15 protein-coding genes, 4 tRNA genes and 1 pseudogene are annotated in these 22,006 nt (G+C 65.6%); 19 read left to right on the top strand and 1 reads right to left on the bottom strand.

Annotated elements, in window-relative coordinates; translation table 11 throughout:
- Positions 1-70 precede the first annotated feature (70 nt).
- A complete protein-coding gene (locus QE438_RS00860) occupies positions 71-1,231 on the bottom strand; it encodes an isovaleryl-CoA dehydrogenase (protein ID WP_130533643.1) in 1,161 nt (386 codons plus the stop codon).
- A gap of 307 nt (positions 1,232-1,538) precedes the next feature.
- Between QE438_RS00860 and QE438_RS00865 the strand changes: the two genes are divergently transcribed.
- The 19 genes and pseudogenes from QE438_RS00865 (at position 1,539) to rplC (ending at position 22,002) form a co-directional block, all read left to right on the top strand.
- Positions 1,539-1,624, top strand: a tRNA-Tyr gene (locus QE438_RS00865).
- A 29-nt stretch (positions 1,625-1,653) separates the two neighbouring features.
- A tRNA-Gly gene (locus QE438_RS00870) sits at positions 1,654-1,727 on the top strand.
- 53 nt (positions 1,728-1,780) lie between these two features.
- A tRNA-Thr gene (locus QE438_RS00875) sits at positions 1,781-1,856 on the top strand.
- 51 nt (positions 1,857-1,907) lie between these two features.
- The gene (tuf, locus tag QE438_RS00880) at positions 1,908-3,098 is read left to right on the top strand and encodes an elongation factor Tu (RefSeq protein ID WP_130515940.1); all 1,191 of its coding nucleotides are present in this window, start codon (positions 1,908-1,910) and stop codon (positions 3,096-3,098) included.
- A gap of 200 nt (positions 3,099-3,298) precedes the next feature.
- Positions 3,299-3,374, top strand: a tRNA-Trp gene (locus tag QE438_RS00885).
- Positions 3,375-3,433: 59 nt separating this feature from the next.
- A pseudogene (gene secE / locus QE438_RS00890) lies at positions 3,434-3,827 on the top strand (preprotein translocase subunit SecE).
- A gap of 13 nt (positions 3,828-3,840) precedes the next feature.
- Complete coding sequence (gene nusG / locus QE438_RS00895; RefSeq protein WP_130515943.1) at positions 3,841-4,398, top strand: transcription termination/antitermination protein NusG; 558 nt, start codon at positions 3,841-3,843, stop codon at positions 4,396-4,398.
- Positions 4,399-4,601: 203 nt separating this feature from the next.
- The gene (gene rplK / locus QE438_RS00900; protein WP_130515946.1) at positions 4,602-5,030 is read left to right on the top strand and encodes a 50S ribosomal protein L11; all 429 of its coding nucleotides are present in this window, start codon (positions 4,602-4,604) and stop codon (positions 5,028-5,030) included.
- 4 nt (positions 5,031-5,034) lie between these two features.
- Positions 5,035-5,733, top strand: a complete 699-nt coding sequence (gene rplA, locus QE438_RS00905; RefSeq protein WP_130515948.1) for a 50S ribosomal protein L1 — start codon at positions 5,035-5,037, stop codon at positions 5,731-5,733.
- A 408-nt stretch (positions 5,734-6,141) separates the two neighbouring features.
- Positions 6,142-6,678, top strand: coding sequence for a 50S ribosomal protein L10 (gene rplJ / locus QE438_RS00910; protein ID WP_130515950.1), 537 nt, complete (start codon positions 6,142-6,144; stop codon positions 6,676-6,678).
- Between the two features lie 42 nt (positions 6,679-6,720).
- Complete coding sequence (gene rplL / locus QE438_RS00915) at positions 6,721-7,089, top strand: 50S ribosomal protein L7/L12 (RefSeq protein WP_130515951.1); 369 nt, start codon at positions 6,721-6,723, stop codon at positions 7,087-7,089.
- A gap of 295 nt (positions 7,090-7,384) precedes the next feature.
- Positions 7,385-11,578, top strand: a complete 4,194-nt coding sequence (rpoB, locus tag QE438_RS00920; protein WP_130515953.1) for a DNA-directed RNA polymerase subunit beta — start codon at positions 7,385-7,387, stop codon at positions 11,576-11,578.
- A gap of 110 nt (positions 11,579-11,688) precedes the next feature.
- The gene (gene rpoC, locus QE438_RS00925; protein ID WP_130528942.1) at positions 11,689-15,912 is read left to right on the top strand and encodes a DNA-directed RNA polymerase subunit beta'; all 4,224 of its coding nucleotides are present in this window, start codon (positions 11,689-11,691) and stop codon (positions 15,910-15,912) included.
- 232 nt (positions 15,913-16,144) lie between these two features.
- Positions 16,145-16,519 carry a 30S ribosomal protein S12 gene (gene rpsL / locus QE438_RS00930; RefSeq protein WP_130515957.1) on the top strand — a complete coding sequence of 125 codons (375 nt, stop codon included), beginning with the start codon at positions 16,145-16,147 and terminating at the stop codon, positions 16,517-16,519.
- Positions 16,520-16,530: 11 nt separating this feature from the next.
- Positions 16,531-16,998, top strand: coding sequence for a 30S ribosomal protein S7 (gene rpsG / locus QE438_RS00935; RefSeq protein WP_130515959.1), 468 nt, complete (start codon positions 16,531-16,533; stop codon positions 16,996-16,998).
- A gap of 186 nt (positions 16,999-17,184) precedes the next feature.
- Positions 17,185-19,272, top strand: a complete 2,088-nt coding sequence (fusA, locus tag QE438_RS00940) for an elongation factor G (RefSeq protein ID WP_130515961.1) — start codon at positions 17,185-17,187, stop codon at positions 19,270-19,272.
- Between the two features lie 53 nt (positions 19,273-19,325).
- On the top strand, positions 19,326-20,516 hold the full coding sequence (tuf, locus tag QE438_RS00945) for an elongation factor Tu (protein WP_130515940.1): 1,191 nt from the start codon (positions 19,326-19,328) through the stop codon (positions 20,514-20,516).
- A 509-nt stretch (positions 20,517-21,025) separates the two neighbouring features.
- The gene (rpsJ, locus tag QE438_RS00950) at positions 21,026-21,337 is read left to right on the top strand and encodes a 30S ribosomal protein S10 (RefSeq protein ID WP_014161383.1); all 312 of its coding nucleotides are present in this window, start codon (positions 21,026-21,028) and stop codon (positions 21,335-21,337) included.
- Positions 21,338-21,348: 11 nt separating this feature from the next.
- Complete coding sequence (gene rplC, locus QE438_RS00955; protein WP_130523413.1) at positions 21,349-22,002, top strand: 50S ribosomal protein L3; 654 nt, start codon at positions 21,349-21,351, stop codon at positions 22,000-22,002.
- Positions 22,003-22,006 lie beyond the last annotated feature (4 nt).

Consider the following 22,006-nt stretch of genomic DNA (forward strand, 5'->3'; position numbering starts at 1 on the left):
CAGTGAGCCAAGGGCGCTGGGCGCTGCGGACACGGCAGGCGTCAGCCGTTCCCGGATCGCGCCGGACCGCTCAATCCGAGCGGCCCACCAGTTCACGCCCGATCAGCATGCGCCGGATCTCCGAGGTGCCCGCGCCGATCTCGTAGAGCTTGGCGTCGCGCCACAGCCGCCCGGTCGGGTACTCGTTGATGTAGCCGTTGCCGCCCAGCGCCTGGATCGCCTGTCCGGCCATCCAGGTAGCCTTCTCGGCGCTGTAGAGGATCGCCCCGGCCGCGTCCTTGCGCGTGCTGCGGCCGCGGTCGCAGGCCCGCGCCACCGCGTACACGTAGGCGCGGCAGGCATTGAAGCCCACGTACATGTCGGCCAGCTTGCCCTGCATCAGCTCGAACTCGCCGATCGGCCGGCCGAACTGCCGCCGCTGGCGCACGTAGGGCAGCACCGTGTCCAGGCACGCGGCCATGATCCCCAGCGGGCCGCCGGAGAGCACGATGCGCTCGTAGTCCAGGCCGGACATCAGCACCTTCACGCCCTGGCCCAGGCCGCCCAGAATGTTCTCCTCGGGCACCTCGCAGTCCTCGAACACCAGCTCGCAGGTGTTCGACCCGCGCATGCCCAGCTTGTCCAGCTTCTGCGCGGTGGAAAAGCCCTTGAACCCGCGTTCGACGATGAACGCCGTGATGCCGCGAGCGCCGGCCGCAGGATCGGTCTTGGCGTACACCACCAGCGTGTGTGCGTCGGGCCCGTTGGTGATCCACATCTTGGTGCCGTTGAGCAGGTAGCGATCGCCGCGCCGTTCCGCGCGCAGCTTCATGCCGACCACGTCCGAGCCGGCGCCGGCCTCGCTCATCGCCAGCGCGCCGATGTGCTCGCCGCTAACGAGCCTGGGCAGGTAGCGCGCCTTCTGCGCGGCGTCGCCGTTCTTGCGCAGCTGGTTGACGCACAGGTTGGAATGCGCGCCGTAGGACAGGCCGATGGCCGAGCACGCGCGCGAGATCTCCTCCATGGCCACCACGTGCGCCAGGTAGCCCAGCGCCGTGCCGCCGTACTCCTCCTCCACGGTCAGGCCGAGCAGGCCCATCTGCCCCAGCTGCGGCCACAGCGCGTTGGGGAAGGCGTTGTCGCGGTCGGCCTGGTCGGCCAGCGGGGCGATCACCTCGCTGGAAAACGTGCGCACGGCGTCGCGGAGCTGGTCGATGTCCTCGCCAAGCTCGAAGCTGAAATCCTGTGTCATGAGTCTCCGAAGTCAGGCGCCACGCCACGATTCGACGCGCTGCGCACCATACAGGCTGAAGACGAGCGCCCGTGATGGCACGCCGCAGGGCAACATGGTGCTTCCCGTGGCGGCCATTGCCTGCCACAATGCGCGCCCCCGCGGCAGGCCGCCGCGGGGCTCGCCTGCGAAGGCGAGCATGCGCCCGCTCCAGGCGCATCGGTGAATCGGGCAGGATCCTCGCGCAGTCGTTGACAGCACATCGATCCCACGCCAGAATCACCGGCTGTTTCACCCCGGCCCGAAAGGCCGGACCCAAGCGTCATCCGGAGGGATACCCAAGCGGCCAACGGGGGCAGACTGTAAATCTGCTGGCTTACGCCTTCGGTGGTTCGAATCCACCTCCCTCCACCAAGAAGTTCGAGCAGTTGCGGTATCCCGGCGCGGGAGTAGTTCAACGGTAGAACCTCAGCCTTCCAAGCTGATGGTGCGGGTTCGATTCCCGTCTCCCGCTCCATTGAACTGCCGCTCCATCGTCGCCAGATGGTCCGCAGCTGCTACACGTTTCACGCTCACGTAGCTCAGTCGGTAGAGCACCTCCTTGGTAAGGAGGAGGTCGAAGGTTCGATTCCTTTCGTGAGCACCATCCAAGCAGTACGTTTCACCCTCTTATCTAACGATCCGAGAAGAAGCAGCCATGGCAAAGGGTAAGTTCGAGCGCACCAAGCCGCACGTGAACGTGGGCACGATTGGTCACGTTGACCATGGCAAGACGACGCTGACGGCGGCGCTGACCAAGGTGGGCGCGGAGCGTTTCGGTGGCGAGTTCAAGGCCTACGACGCGATCGACGCGGCGCCGGAAGAGAAGGCGCGCGGCATCACGATCTCCACGGCGCACGTGGAATACGAATCGCCGAGCCGCCACTACGCGCACGTGGACTGCCCGGGCCACGCCGACTACGTGAAGAACATGATCACCGGCGCCGCCCAGATGGACGGTGCGATCCTGGTGTGCTCGGCCGCTGACGGCCCGATGCCGCAGACCCGCGAGCACATCCTGCTCTCGCGCCAGGTGGGCGTGCCGTACATCGTCGTGTTCCTGAACAAGGCCGACATGGTGGACGACGCCGAGCTGCTGGAGCTGGTGGAGATGGAAGTCCGCGAGCTGCTGAGCAAGTACGAGTTCCCGGGCGACGACACCCCGATCATCCACGGTTCGGCCCGTCTGGCGCTGGAAGGCGACCAGTCGGAGATCGGCGTGCCGGCGATCCTGAAGCTGGTCGAGGCGCTGGACACCTGGATCCCGACCCCGGAGCGTGACGTCGACAAGGCGTTCCTGATGCCGGTGGAAGACGTGTTCTCGATCTCGGGCCGCGGCACCGTGGTGACCGGCCGTATCGAGCGCGGCGTGATCAAGGTGGGCGAGGAAATCGAGATCGTCGGTATCCGCCCGACCCAGAAGACGACCGTGACCGGCGTGGAAATGTTCCGCAAGCTGCTGGACCAGGGCCAGGCGGGCGACAACGCGGGCCTGCTGCTGCGCGGCACCAAGCGTGACGACGTGGAGCGCGGCCAGGTGCTGGCCAAGCCGGGTTCGATCACCCCGCACACCGAGTTCGAGGCCGAGGTGTACGTGCTGTCCAAGGATGAGGGTGGCCGTCACACGCCGTTCTTCAAGGGCTACCGTCCGCAGTTCTACTTCCGCACCACCGACATCACCGGTGCGATCGAGCTGCCGGAAGGTACCGAGATGGTGATGCCGGGCGACAACGTGAAGATGAAGGTCACGCTGATCAACCCGGTGGCGATGGACGAAGGCTTGCGCTTCGCGATCCGCGAGGGTGGCCGTACCGTCGGCGCCGGCGTGGTGGCTAAGATCATCAAGTGACGTGACGGCGCGCTCGCGCGCAAGCGCGGGCGCCTTCGCCGGAACGTCATCCCCGCGAAAGCGGGGATCCAGCGGTCCGCGACACAGCGACATCGACCCGTGAAAGCGGGATCCGGCGCCAGTAATCAGTCCCGCACCCGCGGGAGTCCACGCATCGGCACGGGCGAGTCTTGCGGTTCGCCGGTGCCTTTACAGTTCATACGCCAGTAGCTCAATTGGCAGAGCAGCGGTCTCCAAAACCGCAGGTTGGGGGTTCGAGTCCCTCCTGGCGTGCCACTGTCCAGATCGTCCCGCCTTCGCAGGCGGTGCAGTGCAAGGCGGCACATCCAACCCGAATGAACAGCAAGATCCAACCATCCAAGGCGCCGACCACGTCCGCGGGCGATATCGCCAAGTACGTGGCGGCCGGGGCACTGGTCGTTGCCGGCCTGGTGGTGTGGTGGTGGTCTGCCGGCCAGTGGGCGACCCCGGCTGCGCGCGCTGATCGTGATCGTCGGCCTGGTCGCCGGCGCCGCGGTGTTTGTGGCCACGGCCAAGGGCAAGGACACCCTGGAATTCCTGTCCGAGTCGCGCTTCGAGCTGCGCAAGGTGGTGTGGCCGACCCGTCAGGAGTCGCTGCGCATGACCTGGGTGGTGATGGTGGTGGTGGTGATCCTCAGCCTGATCCTGGCTGGCTTCGACTTCGGCATTCAGTGGCTGGTCGAAAAACTGTTCACGATGGGTCGTTGAGGAGATTTCCACAGTGAAGCGTTGGTACGTGGTACACGCCTATTCAGGCTTTGAGAAGTCCGTGGCACAGGCGCTGCGCGATCGGATCGTGCGCGACGGCATGGAAGATCGCTTTGGCGACGTGCTGGTGCCCACCGAGGAAGTGGTGGAGATGCGGTCGGGCCAGAAGCGTCGGTCCGAGCGCAAGTTCTTCCCCGGCTACGTGTTGGTCCAGATCGAGACCCACGACGAAGCCGGCATCCCGCGCATGGACAACGAGTCCTGGCACCTGGTGAAGGACACCAGCAAGGTCCTGGGCTTCATCGGCGGCACCGCCGACCGTCCGCTGCCGATCCGTGACGAAGAGGCTGCCGCAATCCTGGACCGTGTTCAGGAAGGCGTCGAGAAGCCGCGTCCGAAGGTGCTGTTCGAGCCGGGCGAGATGGTGCGCGTGGTCGACGGCCCGTTCAACGACTTCAACGGCGTGGTCGAGGAAGTCAACTACGAGAAGAGCCGCCTGCGCGTGGCCGTGCTCATCTTCGGCCGCTCCACCCCGGTGGAGCTGGAATTCGGCCAGGTCGAGAAGGCCTGAGCCCCCGCCGCCGGCGCCGCTTGCGCCGGACGGCCCAAAACCTGCTATAGTGCGCGGCTCCCTTGTCCGGTCAGCCGGGCAACCGCAATGGCCGCCCTCGTTGGCGGCCTTTGTCGCGAACGCATACGCGATGTCGGGACGCGTGATTTTCCCGATCCGATGGGGAGCCTGATCCTAGGCGCTAGCACCCGGAGAGCATTGAAATGGCAAAGAAAGTTGTCGGTTACATCAAGCTGCAGGTGAAGGCCGGCCAGGCCAATCCCTCGCCGCCGGTCGGTCCTGCGCTGGGTCAGCGCGGTCTGAACATCATGGAGTTCTGCAAGGCGTTCAACGCGGCGACCTCCAAGCTCGAGCCGGGTCTGCCGACCCCGGTCATCATCACGGCCTACTCGGACCGTACCTTCACCTTCGTGACCAAGTCGACCCCGGCTTCGGTGCTGCTGAAGAAGGCGGTGGGCATCCAGTCCGGCTCCAAGCGCCCCAACACCGAGAAGGTGGGCAAGGTCACCCGCAAGCAGCTCGAGGACATCGCCAAGGCGAAGGAACCCGATCTGACCGCGGCCGATCTGGACGCAGCGGTGCGCACGATTGCGGGCTCGGCCCGTTCCATGGGTCTGACGGTCGAGGGCTGAAGACATGGCAATGAACAAGCGACAGAAGGCCATCCTGGCCGCCGTGACCCCGGGCAAGGCGTACGCCTTCGAAGAGGCCGTGAACATCCTCAAGACTGCCGCCAAGGCCAAGTTCGTCGAGTCCATCGACGTGGCCGTGCGTCTGGGCGTGGATGCCAAGAAGTCCGACCAGCAGGTGCGCGGTTCGACCGTGCTGCCGGCCGGTACCGGCAAGGCCGTGCGCGTGGCGGTGTTCGCCCCGGCCGGTGCCAAGGCTGACGAGGCCCTGGCCGCCGGCGCCGAAGCGGTCGGCATGGACGACCTGGCCGAGAAGATGCAGGCCGGCGATCTGAACTACGACGTGGTCATCGCCACGCCGGACGCGATGCGCGTGGTCGGTAAGCTGGGTCAGGTCCTGGGCCCGCGCGGCCTGATGCCGAACCCGAAGGTCGGCACCGTCTCGCCGAACCCGGCCGAAGCGGTGAAGAACGCCAAGTCGGGTCAGGTGCGCTACCGCACCGACAAGGCCGGCATCATCCACTGCACCATCGGCAAGGCCTCCTTCGAGGACGAAGCCCTGAAGAACAATCTGCAGGCCCTGCTGGCCGACCTGGTCAAGGCCAAGCCCTCGACCGCCAAGGGCCAGTACCTGCAGAAGATCTCGATCAGCTCGACCATGGGCCCCGGCGTGACCGTGGACCAGTCCTCGCTGAACCTGAAGTAAGAAAGACGGGAGCGCGTAGCGGGGCAGGGCGACGAGTCAAGGCAGAGCAACAGCGCCGGCCACTCGTCTCTCGATCCCCTCCATGTGTTCCCGCGTTTGGGGGCGATCTGCGGTGCGAGCCGCAGAAAGCCGTCAAAGACCGCAGGTGCGGTCAGCGCGCTCCGACGACGGGCAGGGAAGCTCGGTCCTGGCAAGGATTCGGCGTCGGCGCTAGCGGGACTGCTTGATTGGCCTTGTGCCAGCCCGCGCAGATGGTGCCGCCTTCATCGGTTTCTGGTCTTGCTTCGCGCAGGCCAGTTGATAAGGCCACCAGTGGGACGCGAAGGCGTCCCCGGCGTCCAGGACGGACGCTGCCCTGGACCGCAAGCGGCAGGAGCCGTGAGCGGAGTTCACAATGAGGAGTGATTAATGGCTCTCAATCTGTCCCAGAAGCAAGAAGTTGTCGCCGAGCTGGCAGACGTCGCCGCCAAGGCGCACTCCTTGATCGCCGCCGAGTACGCAGGCACCACGGTCTCCCAGATGACCGCGATGCGCAAGCAGGCGCGCGAGTCCGGCGTGTACCTGCGCGTGGTCAAGAACACCTTGGCCGCCCGTGCTGTGGAAGGTACCGAATACGAGTGCGCCAAGGACTCGCTGGTCGGACCGCTGCTGTACGCGTTCTCGACCGAGGAGCCCGGCGCTGCCGGTCGCCTGATCAAGGAATTCGCCAAGTCCAACGACAAGCTGCAGCCCAAGGTTGTGGCCGTGGGCGGCCAGCTGTATCCGGCCAGCCACGTCGACGTCCTGGCTTCGCTGCCGACCCGCGATCAGGCCCTGGCCATGCTGGCCCGCGTCCTGGCCGAACCCGTCACGATGTTCGCCCGCGCCATCAAGGCCGTGGCCGAGCAGCAGGGCGGTGGCGATGCAGCGCCGGCCGAGGCGGAAGCCCCGGCTGAAACGGCCTGATTCCCGTATCCCATTCCAGAAATTTGACCGAAGGTAAACACAATGTCCCTGTCCACCGAGCAGATCGTCGACGCCATCGCTGAAAAGACCCTCATGGAGATCATGGAGCTGGTCAAGGCGATCGAAGACAAGTTTGGCGTCTCCGCCGCCGCCCCGGTTGCCGTTGCCGCCGCCGCTGGCCCGGCCGCCGCCGTCGAAGAGCAGACCGAGTTCAACATCATCCTGAAGGACGCCGGCGCCAAGAAGGTCGACGTCATCAAGGCCGTCCGCGCCATCACCGGCCTGGGCCTGAAGGAAGCCAAGGACCTCACCGAGGCCGGCGGCGTCCTGAAGGAAGGCGTGTCGAAGGAAGATGCCGAGAAGATGAAGAAGGACCTCGAGGCCGCTGGCGCGACCGTCGAAGTGAAGTAATTGCAATTCGTCGCCTAGTTCCATCGGCGACACCCAAAGGCCGGGGGCGAAAGCCCCTGGCCTTCGGTCGTTGTTGAAAAAGCAGTCCGCAACACGCAAGTCGTAGCAAACAACGCCGTTCGTTGTCCGCCGCACCGCGGCGAGAAAATCCACGAGTTGGTAGTTGGAAGTAGCGGGAGATGGCGTGCTGGTGCCGGCAATACCAGCGACTTCCAACTGACAGTTCTTCCCATTCGAAAGAATGTTCCCCAGGGGTCGCGGACGCGTGGCCCCCCGATGCCAGAGGCAATGTCCCATGTCGACGACATACTCGTTCACTGAAAAGAAGCGCATCCGCAAGGACTTCGGCAAGCAGCGGTCGATCCTCGAGGTCCCGTTCCTGCTCGCCATCCAGGTCGATTCCTACCGCGAGTTCCTGCAGGAGCACGTTGACGCCGCCAAGCGCGAGGACCGTGGCCTGCACGCCGCGCTCAAGTCCGTGTTCCCGATCTCCAGCTACTCCGGCAACGCCGCGCTGGAATACGTCGGCTACAAGCTGGGCGAGCCGGCCTTCGACGAGCGTGAATGCCGCCAGCGTGGCATGAGCTACGGCGCCCCGCTGCGCGTGACCGTGCGCCTGGTCATCTACGACCGCGAGTCCTCGACCAAGGCCATCAAGTACGTGAAGGAGCAGGAGGTCTATCTGGGCGAGATCCCGCTCATGACCGACAACGGCACCTTCATCGTCAACGGCACCGAGCGCGTCATCGTCTCCCAGCTGCACCGCTCGCCGGGCGTGTTCTTCGACCACGACCGCGGCAAGACCCACAGCTCGGGCAAGCTGCTTTACAGCGCCCGCATCATTCCTTACCGCGGCTCCTGGCTGGACTTCGAGTTCGACCCGAAGGACGCGCTGTTCACCCGTATTGACCGTCGCCGCAAGCTGCCGGTGTCGATCCTGCTGCGTGCGCTGGGCTACTCCAACGAGGAGATGCTCAACCACTTCTTCGAGATCAACACCTTCCACATCGACCCGAGCGAAGGCGTGCAGCTGGAGCTGGTGCCCGAGCGCCTGCGCGGCGAGACGCTGAACTTCGACTTGGCCGATGGCGACAAGGTCATCGTCGAGGCCGGCAAGCGCATCACCGCGCGCCACGTCAAGCAGCTGGAAGCCTCCGGCATCGCCGCGCTGGCCGTGCCCGACGAGTACCTGGTGGGCCGCATCCTCTCGCACGACGTGGTCGATGCCTCGACCGGCGAGCTGCTGGCCAACGCCAACGACGAGATCACCGACGACCAGCTGGCCGCGTTCCGCAAGGCCGGCGTCGAGGTGGTGGGCACGCTGTGGGTGAACGATCTGGATCGTGGCCCGTACCTGTCCAACACCCTGCGCATCGACCCGACCAAGACCCAGCTCGAGGCCCTGGTCGAGATCTACCGCATGATGCGTCCGGGCGAGCCGCCGACCAAGGACGCCGCGCAGAACCTGTTCCACAACCTGTTCTTCACCTTCGAGCGCTACGACCTGTCGGCCGTGGGCCGCATGAAGTTCAACCGCCGCGTGGGCCGCAAGGAAACCACCGGTGAGTCGGTGCTGTACGACCACAAGTACTTCAGCGTGCGCAACGACGAGGAATCCAAGCGCCTGGTCGCCACCAATGGCCAGAGCTCGGACATCCTGGACGTGATCTCGGTCCTGACCGAGATCCGCAACGGCCGTGGCGTGGTCGACGACATCGACCACCTGGGCAACCGTCGCGTGCGTTCGGTCGGCGAAATGGCCGAGAACGTGTTCCGCGTGGGCCTGGTCCGCGTCGAGCGCGCGGTCAAGGAGCGCCTGTCGATGGCCGAGTCCGAAGGCCTGACCCCGCAGGAGCTGATCAACGCCAAGCCGGTGGCCGCCGCGATCAAGGAGTTCTTCGGCTCCTCGCAGCTGTCCCAGTTCATGGACCAGAACAACCCGCTGTCGGAAGTCACGCACAAGCGTCGCGTCTCGGCCCTGGGCCCGGGCGGCCTGACCCGCGAGCGCGCCGGCTTCGAAGTGCGCGACGTGCACCCGACCCACTACGGCCGCGTCTGCACCATCGAGACGCCGGAAGGCCCGAACATCGGCCTGATCAACTCGCTGGCGGTGTATGCCCGCACCAACGCCTACGGCTTCCTCGAGACGCCGTACCGCAAGGTCGTGGACGGCCGCATCACCGACGAGATCGAGTACCTGTCGGCGATCGAGGAGAACGAGTACGTCATCGCCCAGGCCAACGCGCTCAGCGATGCCAAGAACCAGCTGACCGAGCAGTTCGTGCCGTGCCGCTACCAGGGCGAGTCGCTGCTCAAGCCGCCGTCGGACGTGGACTTCATGGACGTCTCGCCCATGCAGACCGTCTCCATCGCCGCGGCGCTGGTGCCGTTCCTGGAACACGACGACGCCAACCGCGCGCTGATGGGCGCCAACATGCAGCGCCAGGCCGTGCCGACGCTGCGTGCGCAGAAGCCGCTGGTCGGCACCGGCATCGAGCGCGCCGTGGCGCGCGACTCGGGCGTGACGGTCAATGCCCGTCGCGGCGGTGAAGTGGTGCAGATCGACGCGGCCCGCATCGTGGTCAAGATCAACGAGGACGAGATCTCCGGCGAGCACGATGCCGGCGTGGATATCTACAACCTGATCAAGTACACCCGCTCCAACCAGAACACCTGCATCAACCAGCGTCCGCTGGTGAACGTGGGCGACGTGGTGGCGCGCGGCGACGTGCTGGCCGACGGTCCGTCCACCGACATCGGCGAACTGGCCCTGGGCCAGAACATGCTGATCGCGTTCATGCCGTGGAACGGCTACAACTTCGAAGACTCCATCCTGCTCTCCGAGCGCGTGGTGGAAGAGGATCGCTACACCACGATCCACATCGAGGAACTGACCGTCCAGGCGCGCGACACCAAGCTGGGGCCGGAGGAAATCTCGGCCGACATCCCCAACGTCTCGGAGAGCGCGCTGAACCGCCTCGACGAGTCCGGCGTGGTGTACATCGGCGCCGAAGTGCGCGCCGGCGACATCCTGGTGGGCAAGGTCACGCCGAAGGGCGAGAGCCAGCTGACCCCGGAAGAGAAGCTGCTGCGCGCGATCTTCGGCGAGAAGGCTTCCGACGTGAAGGACAGCTCGCTGCGCGTGCCCCCGGGCATGGACGGCGTGGTCATCGACGTGCAGGTATTCACCCGCGACGGCATCGAGAAGGACAAGCGCGCGCGCCAGATCGAGGATTCCGAGATCAAGCGCGTCAAGAAGGACTTCGACGACCAGTTCCGCATCCTGGAGAACGCGATCTTCGCCCGCCTGCGCTCGCAGCTGGTCGGCAAGGTGGCCAACGGCGGTGCCGGCCTGAAGAAGGGCGACACCATCACCGACGCCTACCTGGACGGCCTGAAGAAGGCCGATTGGTTCGCCATCCGCATGAAGGATGACGACGCGGCCGACGCCATCGAGCGTGCGCAGAAGCAGGTCCAGGCGCACGAGAAGGAGTTCGAGCGTCGCTTCGCCGACAAGCGCGGCAAGATCACCCAGGGCGACGATCTCGCGCCGGGCGTGCTGAAGATGGTCAAGGTGTTCCTGGCCGTGAAGCGCCGCATCCAGCCGGGCGACAAGATGGCCGGCCGTCACGGCAACAAGGGCGTGGTCTCCAACGTGGTGCCGGTCGAGGACATGCCGTACATGGCCAATGGCCAGACCGTGGACATCGTGCTGAACCCGCTGGGCGTGCCTTCGCGCATGAACATCGGCCAGATCCTCGAGGTGCACCTGGGCTGGGCCGCCAAGGGCCTGGGCAAGCGCATCCAGACGATGCTGGAGCAGCAGCGCGCGGTCAGCGAGCTGCGCGCGTTCCTGGCCAAGGTCTACAACCACGACAAGGCCCTGGCCGGTGATCGTGTGGACCTGGACCAGTTCAGCGATGAGGAGCTGATCGGCCTGGCGCAGAACCTCACCGACGGCGTGCCGATGGCCACCCCGGTGTTCGACGGCGCCCACGAGGACGAGCTGCGCGAGATGCTCAACCTGGCCTATCCGGACGGCGATGCGGAAACCGAACTGCTCGGCTTCAACGCCAGCAAGACGCAGATGCAGCTGTACGACGGCCGCACCGGCGAGGCGTTCGATCGCAAGACCACGGTCGGCTACATGCACTACCTGAAGCTGAACCACCTGGTCGACGACAAGATGCACGCCCGTTCCACCGGCCCGTACTCGCTGGTCACCCAGCAGCCGCTGGGCGGCAAGGCGCAGTTCGGCGGCCAGCGCTTCGGCGAAATGGAAGTCTGGGCGCTGGAAGCCTACGGCGCGGCGCACACCCTGCAGGAAATGCTGACCGTCAAGTCCGACGACGTGCAGGGCCGCAACCAGATGTACAAGAACATCGTCGATGGCGAACACGAGATGGTCGCGGGCATGCCGGAGTCCTTCAACGTCTTGGTGAAGGAAATCCGCTCGCTGGCCATCAACATGGAGCTGGAAGACAACTGAGGTTCGGGATTGGAGATTCGGGATCGGGGAGTGGCACAAGCCGCTCCCACGCTCCCGGATCCTCGCTCTGACGAATCCCCAATCTCGAATTCCGAATCCCGGAGAAACTCATGAAAGACCTGCTCAACCTCTTCAACCAGCAGCGCCAGACCCTGGACTTCGACGCGATCAAGATCGCGCTGGCCTCGCCGGATCTGATCCGCTCGTGGTCCTTCGGCGAAGTGAAGAAGCCGGAAACCATCAACTACCGTACCTTCAAGCCCGAGCGTGACGGCCTGTTCTGCGCCGCCATCTTCGGACCGATCAAGGACTACGAGTGCCTGTGCGGCAAGTACAAGCGCATGAAGCACCGCGGCGTGGTCTGCGAGAAGTGCGGCACCGAGGTGACCCTGGCCAAGGTGCGCCGCGAGCGCATGGGCCACATCGACCTGGCCTCGCCGGTCGCGCACATCTGGTTCCTCAAGTCGCTGCCCTCGCGCATCGGCCTGATGCTGGACATGACCCTGCGCGACATCGAGCGCGTGCTGTACTTCGAAGCCTACGTGGTGACCGAGCCGGGCCTGACCCCGCTGGAAAGCCGCCAACTGCTGACCGAAGAGCAGTACCTGACCGCGCGCCAGGAGCACGGCGACGACTTCGACGCCGCCATGGGCGCCGAGGCCGTGTTCGAACTGCTGCGCCACATCGACCTGCAGGCCGAGATGGTCAAGCTGCGCGAGGAAATCGCCAGCACCGGTTCGGAGACCAAGCTCAAGCGTCTGACCAAGCGCATCAAGCTGGTCGAGGCCTTCCTGGAGTCCGGCAACCGTCCGGAGTGGATGGTCATGACCGTGCTGCCGGTGCTGCCGCCGGATCTGCGCCCGCTGGTGCCGCTGGACGGTGGCCGCTTCGCGACCTCCGATCTCAACGATCTGTACCGCCGCGTCATCAACCGCAACAACCGTCTGCGCCGCCTGCTGGAGCTCAACGCCCCGGACATCATCGTGCGCAACGAAAAGCGCATGCTGCAGGAATCGGTCGACGCGCTGATGGACAACGGCCGTCGCGGCCGCGCCATCACCGGCACCAACAAGCGTCCGCTGAAGTCGCTGGCCGACATGATCAAGGGCAAGCAGGGCCGGTTCCGCCAGAACCTGCTCGGCAAGCGCGTGGACTACTCGGGCCGTTCGGTCATCGTGGTCGGCCCGTACCTCAAGCTGCACCAGTGCGGCCTGCCCAAGAAGATGGCGCTGGAGCTGTTCAAGCCGTTCGTGTTCGCCAAGCTGCAGCGTCGCGGCCTGGCCACCACGATCAAGGCCGCCAAGAAGCTGGTCGAGCGCGAGGAAGGCGAAGTCTGGGACATCCTGGAAGAAGTCATCCGCGAGCACCCGGTGCTGCTGAACCGCGCCCCGACCCTGCACCGCCTGGGCATCCAGGCGTTCGAGCCGGTGCTGATCGAGGGCAAGGCCATCCAGTTGCACCCGCTGGTCTGCACCGCGTTCAACGCCGACTTCGACGGTGACCAGATGGCCGTGCACGTGCCGCTCTCGCTGGAAGCCCAGCTGGAAGCGCGCGCGCTGATGATGTCGTCCAACAACATCCTCTCGCCGGCCAACGGCGAGCCGATCATCGTGCCCTCGCAGGACGTGGTGCTGGGTCTGTACTACATGACCCGCGCCCTGGAGAACAAGGCGGGCGAGGGCATGGCCTTCGCCAACATCGCCGAGGTCAAGCGCGCCTACGACAACCGCGTGGTCGAACTGCACGCCAAGGTCAAGGTGCGCATCACCGAGACGGTGATCGCCGAGGACGGCAGCCGCGAGAAGAAGACCTCGATCGTGGACACCACGGTCGGGCGCGCGCTGCTGGCCGAGATCCTGCCCGACGGCCTGCCGTTCGCGCTGGCCAACACCGACCTGACCAAGAAGAACATCTCGCGTCTGATCAACTCCAGCTACCGCCAGCTGGGTCTGAAGGACACGGTCGTGTTCGCCGACAAGCTGATGTACACCGGCTTCGCCTACGCCACCCGCGCGGGCGTGTCGATCGGCATCGACGACATGGTCATCCCGGACGAGAAGAAGGGCATCCTGGGCGAGGCCGAGCAGGAAGTGCTCGAGATCCAGGAGCAGTACCAGTCCGGTCTGGTCACCGCCGGCGAGCGCTACAACAAGGTCGTGGACATCTGGTCGCGCACCAACGAGCGCATCGCCAAGGCGATGATGGACACCATCGGTACCGACAAGGTGCTCAACGCCAAGGGCGAGACCATCAACGAGAAGTCGATGAACTCGCTGTACATCATGGCCGACTCCGGCGCGCGTGGTAGCCAGGCGCAGATCCGCCAGCTGGCCGGCATGCGCGGCCTGATGGCGCGTCCCGATGGCTCGATCATCGAGACGCCCATCAAGGCGAACTTCCGCGAAGGCCTGAACGTGCAGGAGTACTTCAACTCCACCCACGGCGCCCGCAAGGGTCTGGCCGATACCGCGCTGAAGACCGCCAACTCCGGTTACCTGACCCGTCGCCTGGTCGACGTGGCGCAGGACGTGGTGATCACCGAGGTCGACTGCGGCACCACCGACGGCCTGACCATGACCCCGATCGTGGAAGGCGGCGACGTGGTCGAGCCGCTGAAGGACCGCGTGCTGGGCCGCATCGTGGCCGAGGACGTGTTCCTGCCGGGCAACGACGAGGATCCGATCGTCACCCGCAACACGCTGCTGGACGAAGCCTGGGTGCAGAAGCTGGAAGACGCCGGCGTGCAGATGGTGAAGGTCCGCTCGACCATCACCTGCACCTCGGACTTCGGCGTGTGCTCGCACTGCTACGGCCGCGACCTGGCCCGTGGCCACATCGTCAACATCGGCGAAGCGGTCGGCGTCATCGCCGCCCAGTCGATCGGCGAGCCCGGCACGCAGCTGACCATGCGTACGTTCCACATCGGTGGTGCCGCTTCGCGTGCCGCCGCGGTGGACAACATCACGGTCAAGACCACCGGCTCGGTGAAGTTCAACAACCTCAAGTCGGTCGAGCACGCCAACGGTTCGCTGGTGGCGGTGTCGCGTTCGGGCGAACTGTCGGTGCTGGACGCCCACGGCCGCGAGCGCGAGCGCTACAAGCTGCCGTACGGCGCCACCATCACCGTCAAGGACGGCGATGCGGTCAAGGCCGGCCAGACCGTGGCCAACTGGGATCCGCATAACCACCCGATCGTGTCGGAAGTGGCCGGTTTCGTGCGCTTCGTGGACTTCGTCGACGGCATCACCGTCATCGAGAAGACCGACGAACTGACCGGTCTGGCCTCGCGCGAGATCACCGATCCCAAGCGTCGCGGCTCGCAGGGCAAGGATCTGCGTCCGCTGGTGCGCATCGTCGACAAGGACGGCAAGGATCTGTCGATCCCGGGCACCGACATGCCGGCCCAGTACCTGCTGCCGCCGCGTTCGGTGGTCAACCTGCAGGACGGCGCCGCCGTCGGCGTGGGCGACGTGGTCACCAAGGTGCCGCAGGAAGCGTCCAAGACCCGCGACATCACCGGTGGTCTGCCGCGCGTGGCCGACCTGTTCGAGGCGCGCAAGCCGAAGGATCCGGCGATCCTGGCCGAGCGTTCGGGCGTGATCAGCTTCGGCAAGGACACCAAGGGCAAGCAGCGCCTGATCATCAAGGACACCGACGGCAACGAGCACGAGGAGCTGATTCCCAAGTTCCGCCAGATCATCGTGTTCGAAGGCGAGCACGTGGCCAAGGGCGAGACCATCGTGGACGGCGAGCCGAGCCCGCAGGACATCCTGCGCCTGCTGGGTGTCGAGCCGCTGGCCGCGTACCTGGTCAAGGAAATCCAGGACGTCTACCGCCTGCAGGGCGTGAAGATCAACGACAAGCACATCGAGGTGATCACCCGCCAGATGCTGCGCAAGGTGGAGATCACCGATGCGGGCAACAGCAAGTTCCTGGCCGGCGAGCAGGTCGAGAAGCAGCGCGTGATCGAGGAGAACGCCAGGCTGGTGGCCCGCAACGAGCTGCCGGCGCAGTACGAGCCGGTCCTGCTGGGCATCACCAAGGCCTCGCTGGCGACCGAGTCGTTCATCTCCGCGGCCTCCTTCCAGGAGACCACCCGCGTGCTGACCGAGGCGGCCGTGCGCGGCACCCGTGACAGCCTGCGCGGTCTGAAGGAGAACGTGATCGTCGGCCGTCTGATCCCGGCCGGTACCGGTCTGACCTACCACAGCCAGCGCCGTCGCAACGCCTCGGGCCTGACCGAGTCGGAGATGGCCGCCCTGTCCGGGCCGGTGACCGCCGAGGCCGTGGCCGAAGGTGGCGAGGCCGAGTCGGAAAGCAGCACCGAGCAGTAAGCAGCAAGACGGGCCGGCCCCAAGCGGGGCCGGCCTGACCAAGCGGAAGGGGGCGCAGGATGTGCCCCGTATCCCGGCCCGGGACCGGCCAGACGGTGGTGAGGATTTCGTCGGTTGACGACAAATTCCGCTGCCAGCTATACTCTCCTGTCTCGGCAGGCCGCATCTACGGCCTGCCGTCGTTTTCACGCAAAAGGCCCGGCGTCACGGCCTTCATCCAAAGAATCCAAAGATGGCAACGATCAACCAGCTGGTCCGCAAGCCGCGGCAGGCGACGACCTACAAGAGCGCCTCGCCGGCACTCGACAACTGTCCGCAGCGCCGCGGCGTCTGCACGCGCGTCTACACCACCACGCCCAAGAAGCCGAACTCGGCGCTGCGCAAGGTGGCCAAGGTGCGCCTGACCAACCAGGAAGAAGTCATCAGCTACATCGGTGGCGAAGGGCATAACCTGCAGGAGCACTCGGTGGTGCTGATCCGCGGCGGTCGCGTCAAGGACCTGCCGGGCGTGCGTTACCACACCGTGCGCGGTTCGCTCGACGCCGCCGGCGTTGCCAAGCGCCGCCAGGCCCGTTCCAAGTACGGCGCCAAGCGTCCGAAGAGCTAAGGGAATAAGACATGTCTCGTAAAGGTTCCGCGCCGCAGCGCACCGTTCTGCCCGATCCCAAGCACGGCAGCCATACCATCGCCCGCTTCATCAACATGGTGATGCTGAGCGGCAAGAAGTCCGTCGCCGAGAAGATCGTCTACGGCGCGATGGACGTCATCGGCGAAAAGAATCCCAACGCCCTCGAGCTGGTCGAGAAGGCGCTGGACAACGTCGCGCCGGCCGTCGAGGTCAAGTCGCGCCGCGTCGGTGGTGCCACCTATCAGGTGCCGGTCGAAGTGCGCGCCTCGCGCCGCCTGGCCCTGGCCATGCGCTGGCTGATCGAGTCGGCGCGCAAGCGCGGTGAGAACACCATGCCGCGCAAGCTGGCCGCCGAACTGATCGACGCCTCGGAAAATCGCGGCGGCGCCATCAAGAAGCGTGAAGAAACCCACCGCATGGCCGAAGCCAACAAGGCGTTCGCGCACTATCGCTGGTAAGGCAGTACCGGGGGCCTTGAATCTTCGGGCCCCAGGCGCCACCTAGGCGCCACACAACGCGCTGATCATCGCGCACGACAGCGAAAGCCGCCCCCGGGCGGCATTCGGTCTTTAGGACCCGTGTGATCATCGCCCCCGTTCGCGCCCATGGCGCGACGTTCTTTTCATCAAAAAGAGAGACTCCTCGTGGCTCGCACCACTCCCATCGAGCGTTACCGCAACTTCGGCATCATGGCCCACATCGACGCGGGCAAGACCACCACGTCGGAGCGCATCCTGTTCTACACCGGTGTCAGCCACAAGATCGGTGAGGTGCACGATGGCGCCGCCACGATGGACTGGATGGAGCAGGAGCAGGAGCGCGGCATCACCATCACGTCCGCCGCCACCACGGCGTTCTGGACCGGTATGGACAAGTCCATGCCGCAGCACCGCTTCAACATCATCGACACCCCCGGCCACGTCGACTTCACCATCGAAGTCGAGCGTTCGCTGCGCGTGCTCGACGGCGCGGTGTTCGTGCTGTGCGCCGTCGGTGGCGTGCAGCCGCAGTCCGAGACCGTGTGGCGTCAGGCCAACAAGTACGCCGTGCCGCGTCTGGCGTTCGTCAACAAGATGGACCGCACCGGCGCCAACTTCGACAAGGTCGTGGACCAGCTCAAGGCCCGCCTGGGCGCGTACGCCGTGCCGATGCAGGTGCCGATCGGCGCCGAGGACGGCTTCGAGGGCGTGATCGACCTGGTCAAGATGAAGGCGATCCACTGGGATACCGCCTCGCAGGGCACCGTGTTCGAGTACCGCGACATCCCCGCCGAGCTGCAGTCCAAGGCCGACGAGGCCCGCAGCTTCATGGTCGAGGCCGCGGCCGAGGCCAGCGAAGAGCTGATGGACAAGTACCTGGGCGGCGGCGACCTGTCCGAGGCCGAGATCCTGAGCGGTCTGCGCGAGCGCACCCTGCGCGTGGAGATCGTGCCGGTCTACTGCGGCACCGCCTTCAAGAACAAGGGCGTGCAGGCCATGCTCGACGGCGTGATCCAGCTGCTGCCGTCGCCGGTGGATCGTCCGCCGGTGCAGGGCATCGACGAGAACGAGCAGGAAGACAGCCGCAAGGCGGGCGACAACGAGCCCTTCTCGGCGCTGGCGTTCAAGATCATGACCGACCCGTTCGTGGGCTCGCTGACCTTCTTCCGCGTCTACTCGGGCGTGCTCAACTCCGGCGACCAGGTCTACAACCCGGTCAAGTCGAAGAAGGAGCGCGTGGGCCGCATCCTGCAGATGCACTCCAACAACCGCGAAGAGATCAAGGAAGTGCGCGCGGGCGACATCGCCGCGGCGGTGGGTCTGAAGGACGTCACCACCGGCGACACCCTGTGCGCGCAGGACAAGATCATCACCCTGGAGCGCATGACGTTCCCGGAGCCGGTGATCTCGATGGCGGTCGAGCCGAAGACCAAGTCCGACCAGGAGAAGATGGGCCTGGCGCTGGGTCGCCTGGCGCAGGAAGATCCCTCGTTCCGCGTGCGGACCGACGAGGAATCCGGCCAGACCATCATCGCCGGCATGGGTGAGCTGCACCTGGAAATCATCGTCGACCGCATGAAGCGCGAGTTCAACGTTGAAGCCAACGTCGGCAAGCCGCAGGTGGCCTACCGCGAGACGATCCGCAAGGGCGTCAAGCAGGACGGCAAGTTCGTGCGCCAGTCGGGCGGTCGCGGCCAGTACGGCCACATCGTGATCGAGATGGAGCCGGCCGAGCGTGGCGCGGGCTTCAGCTACGAGAGCGCGATCGTCGGCGGCGTGGTGCCGAAGGAATACGTCGCCGCCGCGGGCAAGGGCATCGAAGAGGCCATGCGCAATGGTCCGCTGGCCGGCTTCCCGGTGGTGGACGTCGCGGTCAAGGCCGTCGACGGTTCGTTCCACGACGTGGACTCCAACGAAATGGCGTTCAAGGTCGCCGGCTCGATGGCGTTCAAGGAAGCCTTCTCCAAGGCCTCGCCGGTCCTGCTCGAGCCGATGATGAAGGTCGAGATCGTCACGCCCGAGGATTACCTGGGTGACGTGATGGGCGACGTGAGCCGTCGTCGCGGAATCCTGCAGGGCCAGGACGAAAGCCCGTCGGGCAAGGTCATCAACGCCATGGTGCCGCTGGGCGAGATGTTCGGCTACGCCACCACGCTGCGCTCGATGTCGCAGGGTCGCGCGACCTTCTCGATGGAGTTCGACCACTACGCCGAAGCGCCGGCCAACATCGCCGAAGCGGTCACCAAGAAGTAATCGACCGCTTCGCACCGCATTCCAACTGACACAACTTTTGAAGGATTACGACAATGGCAAAGGGTAAGTTCGAGCGCACCAAGCCGCACGTGAACGTGGGCACGATTGGTCACGTTGACCATGGCAAGACGACGCTGACGGCGGCGCTGACCAAGGTGGGCGCGGAGCGTTTCGGTGGCGAGTTCAAGGCCTACGACGCGATCGACGCGGCGCCGGAAGAGAAGGCGCGCGGCATCACGATTTCCACGGCGCACGTGGAATACGAATCGCCGAGCCGCCACTACGCGCACGTGGACTGCCCGGGCCACGCCGACTACGTGAAGAACATGATCACCGGCGCCGCCCAGATGGACGGTGCGATCCTGGTGTGCTCGGCCGCTGACGGCCCGATGCCGCAGACCCGCGAGCACATCCTGCTCTCGCGCCAGGTGGGCGTGCCGTACATCGTCGTGTTCCTGAACAAGGCCGACATGGTGGACGACGCCGAGCTGCTGGAGCTGGTGGAGATGGAAGTCCGCGAGCTGCTGAGCAAGTACGAGTTCCCGGGCGACGACACCCCGATCATCCACGGTTCGGCCCGTCTGGCGCTGGAAGGCGACCAGTCGGAGATCGGCGTGCCGGCGATCCTGAAGCTGGTCGAGGCGCTGGACACCTGGATCCCGACCCCGGAGCGTGACGTCGACAAGGCGTTCCTGATGCCGGTGGAAGACGTGTTCTCGATCTCGGGCCGCGGCACCGTGGTGACCGGCCGTATCGAGCGCGGCGTGATCAAGGTGGGCGAGGAAATCGAGATCGTCGGTATCCGCCCGACCCAGAAGACGACCGTGACCGGCGTGGAAATGTTCCGCAAGCTGCTGGACCAGGGCCAGGCGGGCGACAACGCGGGCCTGCTGCTGCGCGGCACCAAGCGTGACGACGTGGAGCGTGGCCAGGTGCTGGCCAAGCCGGGTTCGATCACCCCGCACACCGAGTTCGAGGCCGAGGTGTACGTGCTGTCCAAGGACGAGGGTGGCCGTCACACCCCGTTCTTCAAGGGCTACCGTCCGCAGTTCTACTTCCGCACCACCGACATCACCGGTGCGATCGAGCTGCCGGAAGGCACCGAGATGGTGATGCCGGGCGACAACGTGAAGATGAAGGTCACGCTGATCAACCCGGTGGCGATGGACGAAGGCCTGCGCTTCGCGATCCGCGAGGGTGGCCGTACCGTCGGCGCCGGCGTGGTGGCCAAGATCATCAAGTGACGATCTGACCCCTGCGCGCCCAAGGCGCGCAGGGCTTTGTCAGATCGTCATCCCCGCGAAAGCGGGGATCCAGCGCTCCGATGAAGTACACTGCGCGCCCCGGCCAGCCCGGGACCAGGTAACAAAGCAACACCGCAATACCCGCCGGCCCCTCCCTGGGAGGTGTGGCCGGCCTACCGCGAAAAGAGGTGCAGGAAGCGCCTCGTGTTCGCCAGATAAGGATGTTGAACGTGTGAACCGGTGGCGCGAAAAGGCGACTTTTCGCGTCGCGATGCGTCCGGGTTGTTGACGGGCGTAGTTGACGCGTTCTATACTCTTTCGTCTGGGCAGGCCGTTCATCGGTCTGCCTTGTTTTTCAGGAAGATTCCCGGGCCCTCGCGGCCCCGGCGCGTCCCCCGGCAGGGGGTGACTCAAGGCGCAGGGACTTCGAGAAAAAAGCTTGTGGACCATTACCGGGGCAAGGCATCCCAGAGGCCGCGCCCGTCGCTCTTTCAACACAGGAAACCGTCATGGCGGACCAGAAGATCCGTATCAGGCTCAAGGCCTACGATCATCGCCTGATCGATCGCTCGGCGAGCGAGATCGTCGAAACGGCCAAGCGGACCGGCGCGCAGGTGCGCGGCCCGATCCCGCTGCCGACCAAGATTGAACGCTACACCATCCTGGTGTCGCCGCACGCCGACAAGGATGCGCGCGACCAGTACGAGACCCGTACGCACAAGCGCGTGCTGGACATCGTCGATCCCAACGACAAGACCGTCGACGCGCTGATGAAGCTCGAGCTGGCGGCTGGCGTTGACGTCCAGATCAAGCTGACCTAAAGGCACCGACCATGACTGCGAAGAAATATTCGTTGGGCATCGTTGGCCGCAAGGCCGGCATGACCCGGGTCTTCACCGAAGATGGCAAGTCCATCCCGGTCACCCTGATCGAAGCCACCCCGAACCGCATCACCCAGATCAAGACCTCCGAGACCGACGGCTACAGCGCCGTGCAGGTCGCCGTGGGTTCGCGCCGCGCTGCGCTGATCACCAAGCCGGTCGCCGGTCACCTGGCCAAGGCCAAGGTCGAAGCCGGTCGCGGCCTGTGGGAGCTGCGCGTGGAAGCCGACAAGATCGGCGACTTCAGCGTCGGCGGCGAGATCAAGGCCGACATCTTTGAAGTGGGCCAGAAGGTCGACGTCCAGGGCGTGACCAAGGGCAAGGGCTTCCAGGGCACGATCAAGCGCTGGAACTTCCGCATGGGCGACGCCACCCACGGTAACTCGCTGTCGCATCGCGCGCCGGGTTCGCTGGGCCAGCGTCAGACCCCCGGCCGTGTGTTCCCGGGCAAGAAGATGTCCGGCCACATGGGCGCCGTGCAGCAGAGCACGCAGAACCTGGAAGTCGTCCGCGTGGACGCCGAGCGCGGCCTGATCGCCGTTCGCGGCGCCGTGCCGGGTGCGCCGGGTGGCGACGTGATCGTGCGTCCGGCGAGCAAGGCATAAGGAG

It is taken from the genome of Pseudoxanthomonas sp. SORGH_AS_0997, from assembly GCF_031453535.1.
GTDB classification, from domain to species: domain Bacteria; phylum Pseudomonadota; class Gammaproteobacteria; order Xanthomonadales; family Xanthomonadaceae; genus Pseudoxanthomonas_A; species Pseudoxanthomonas_A winnipegensis.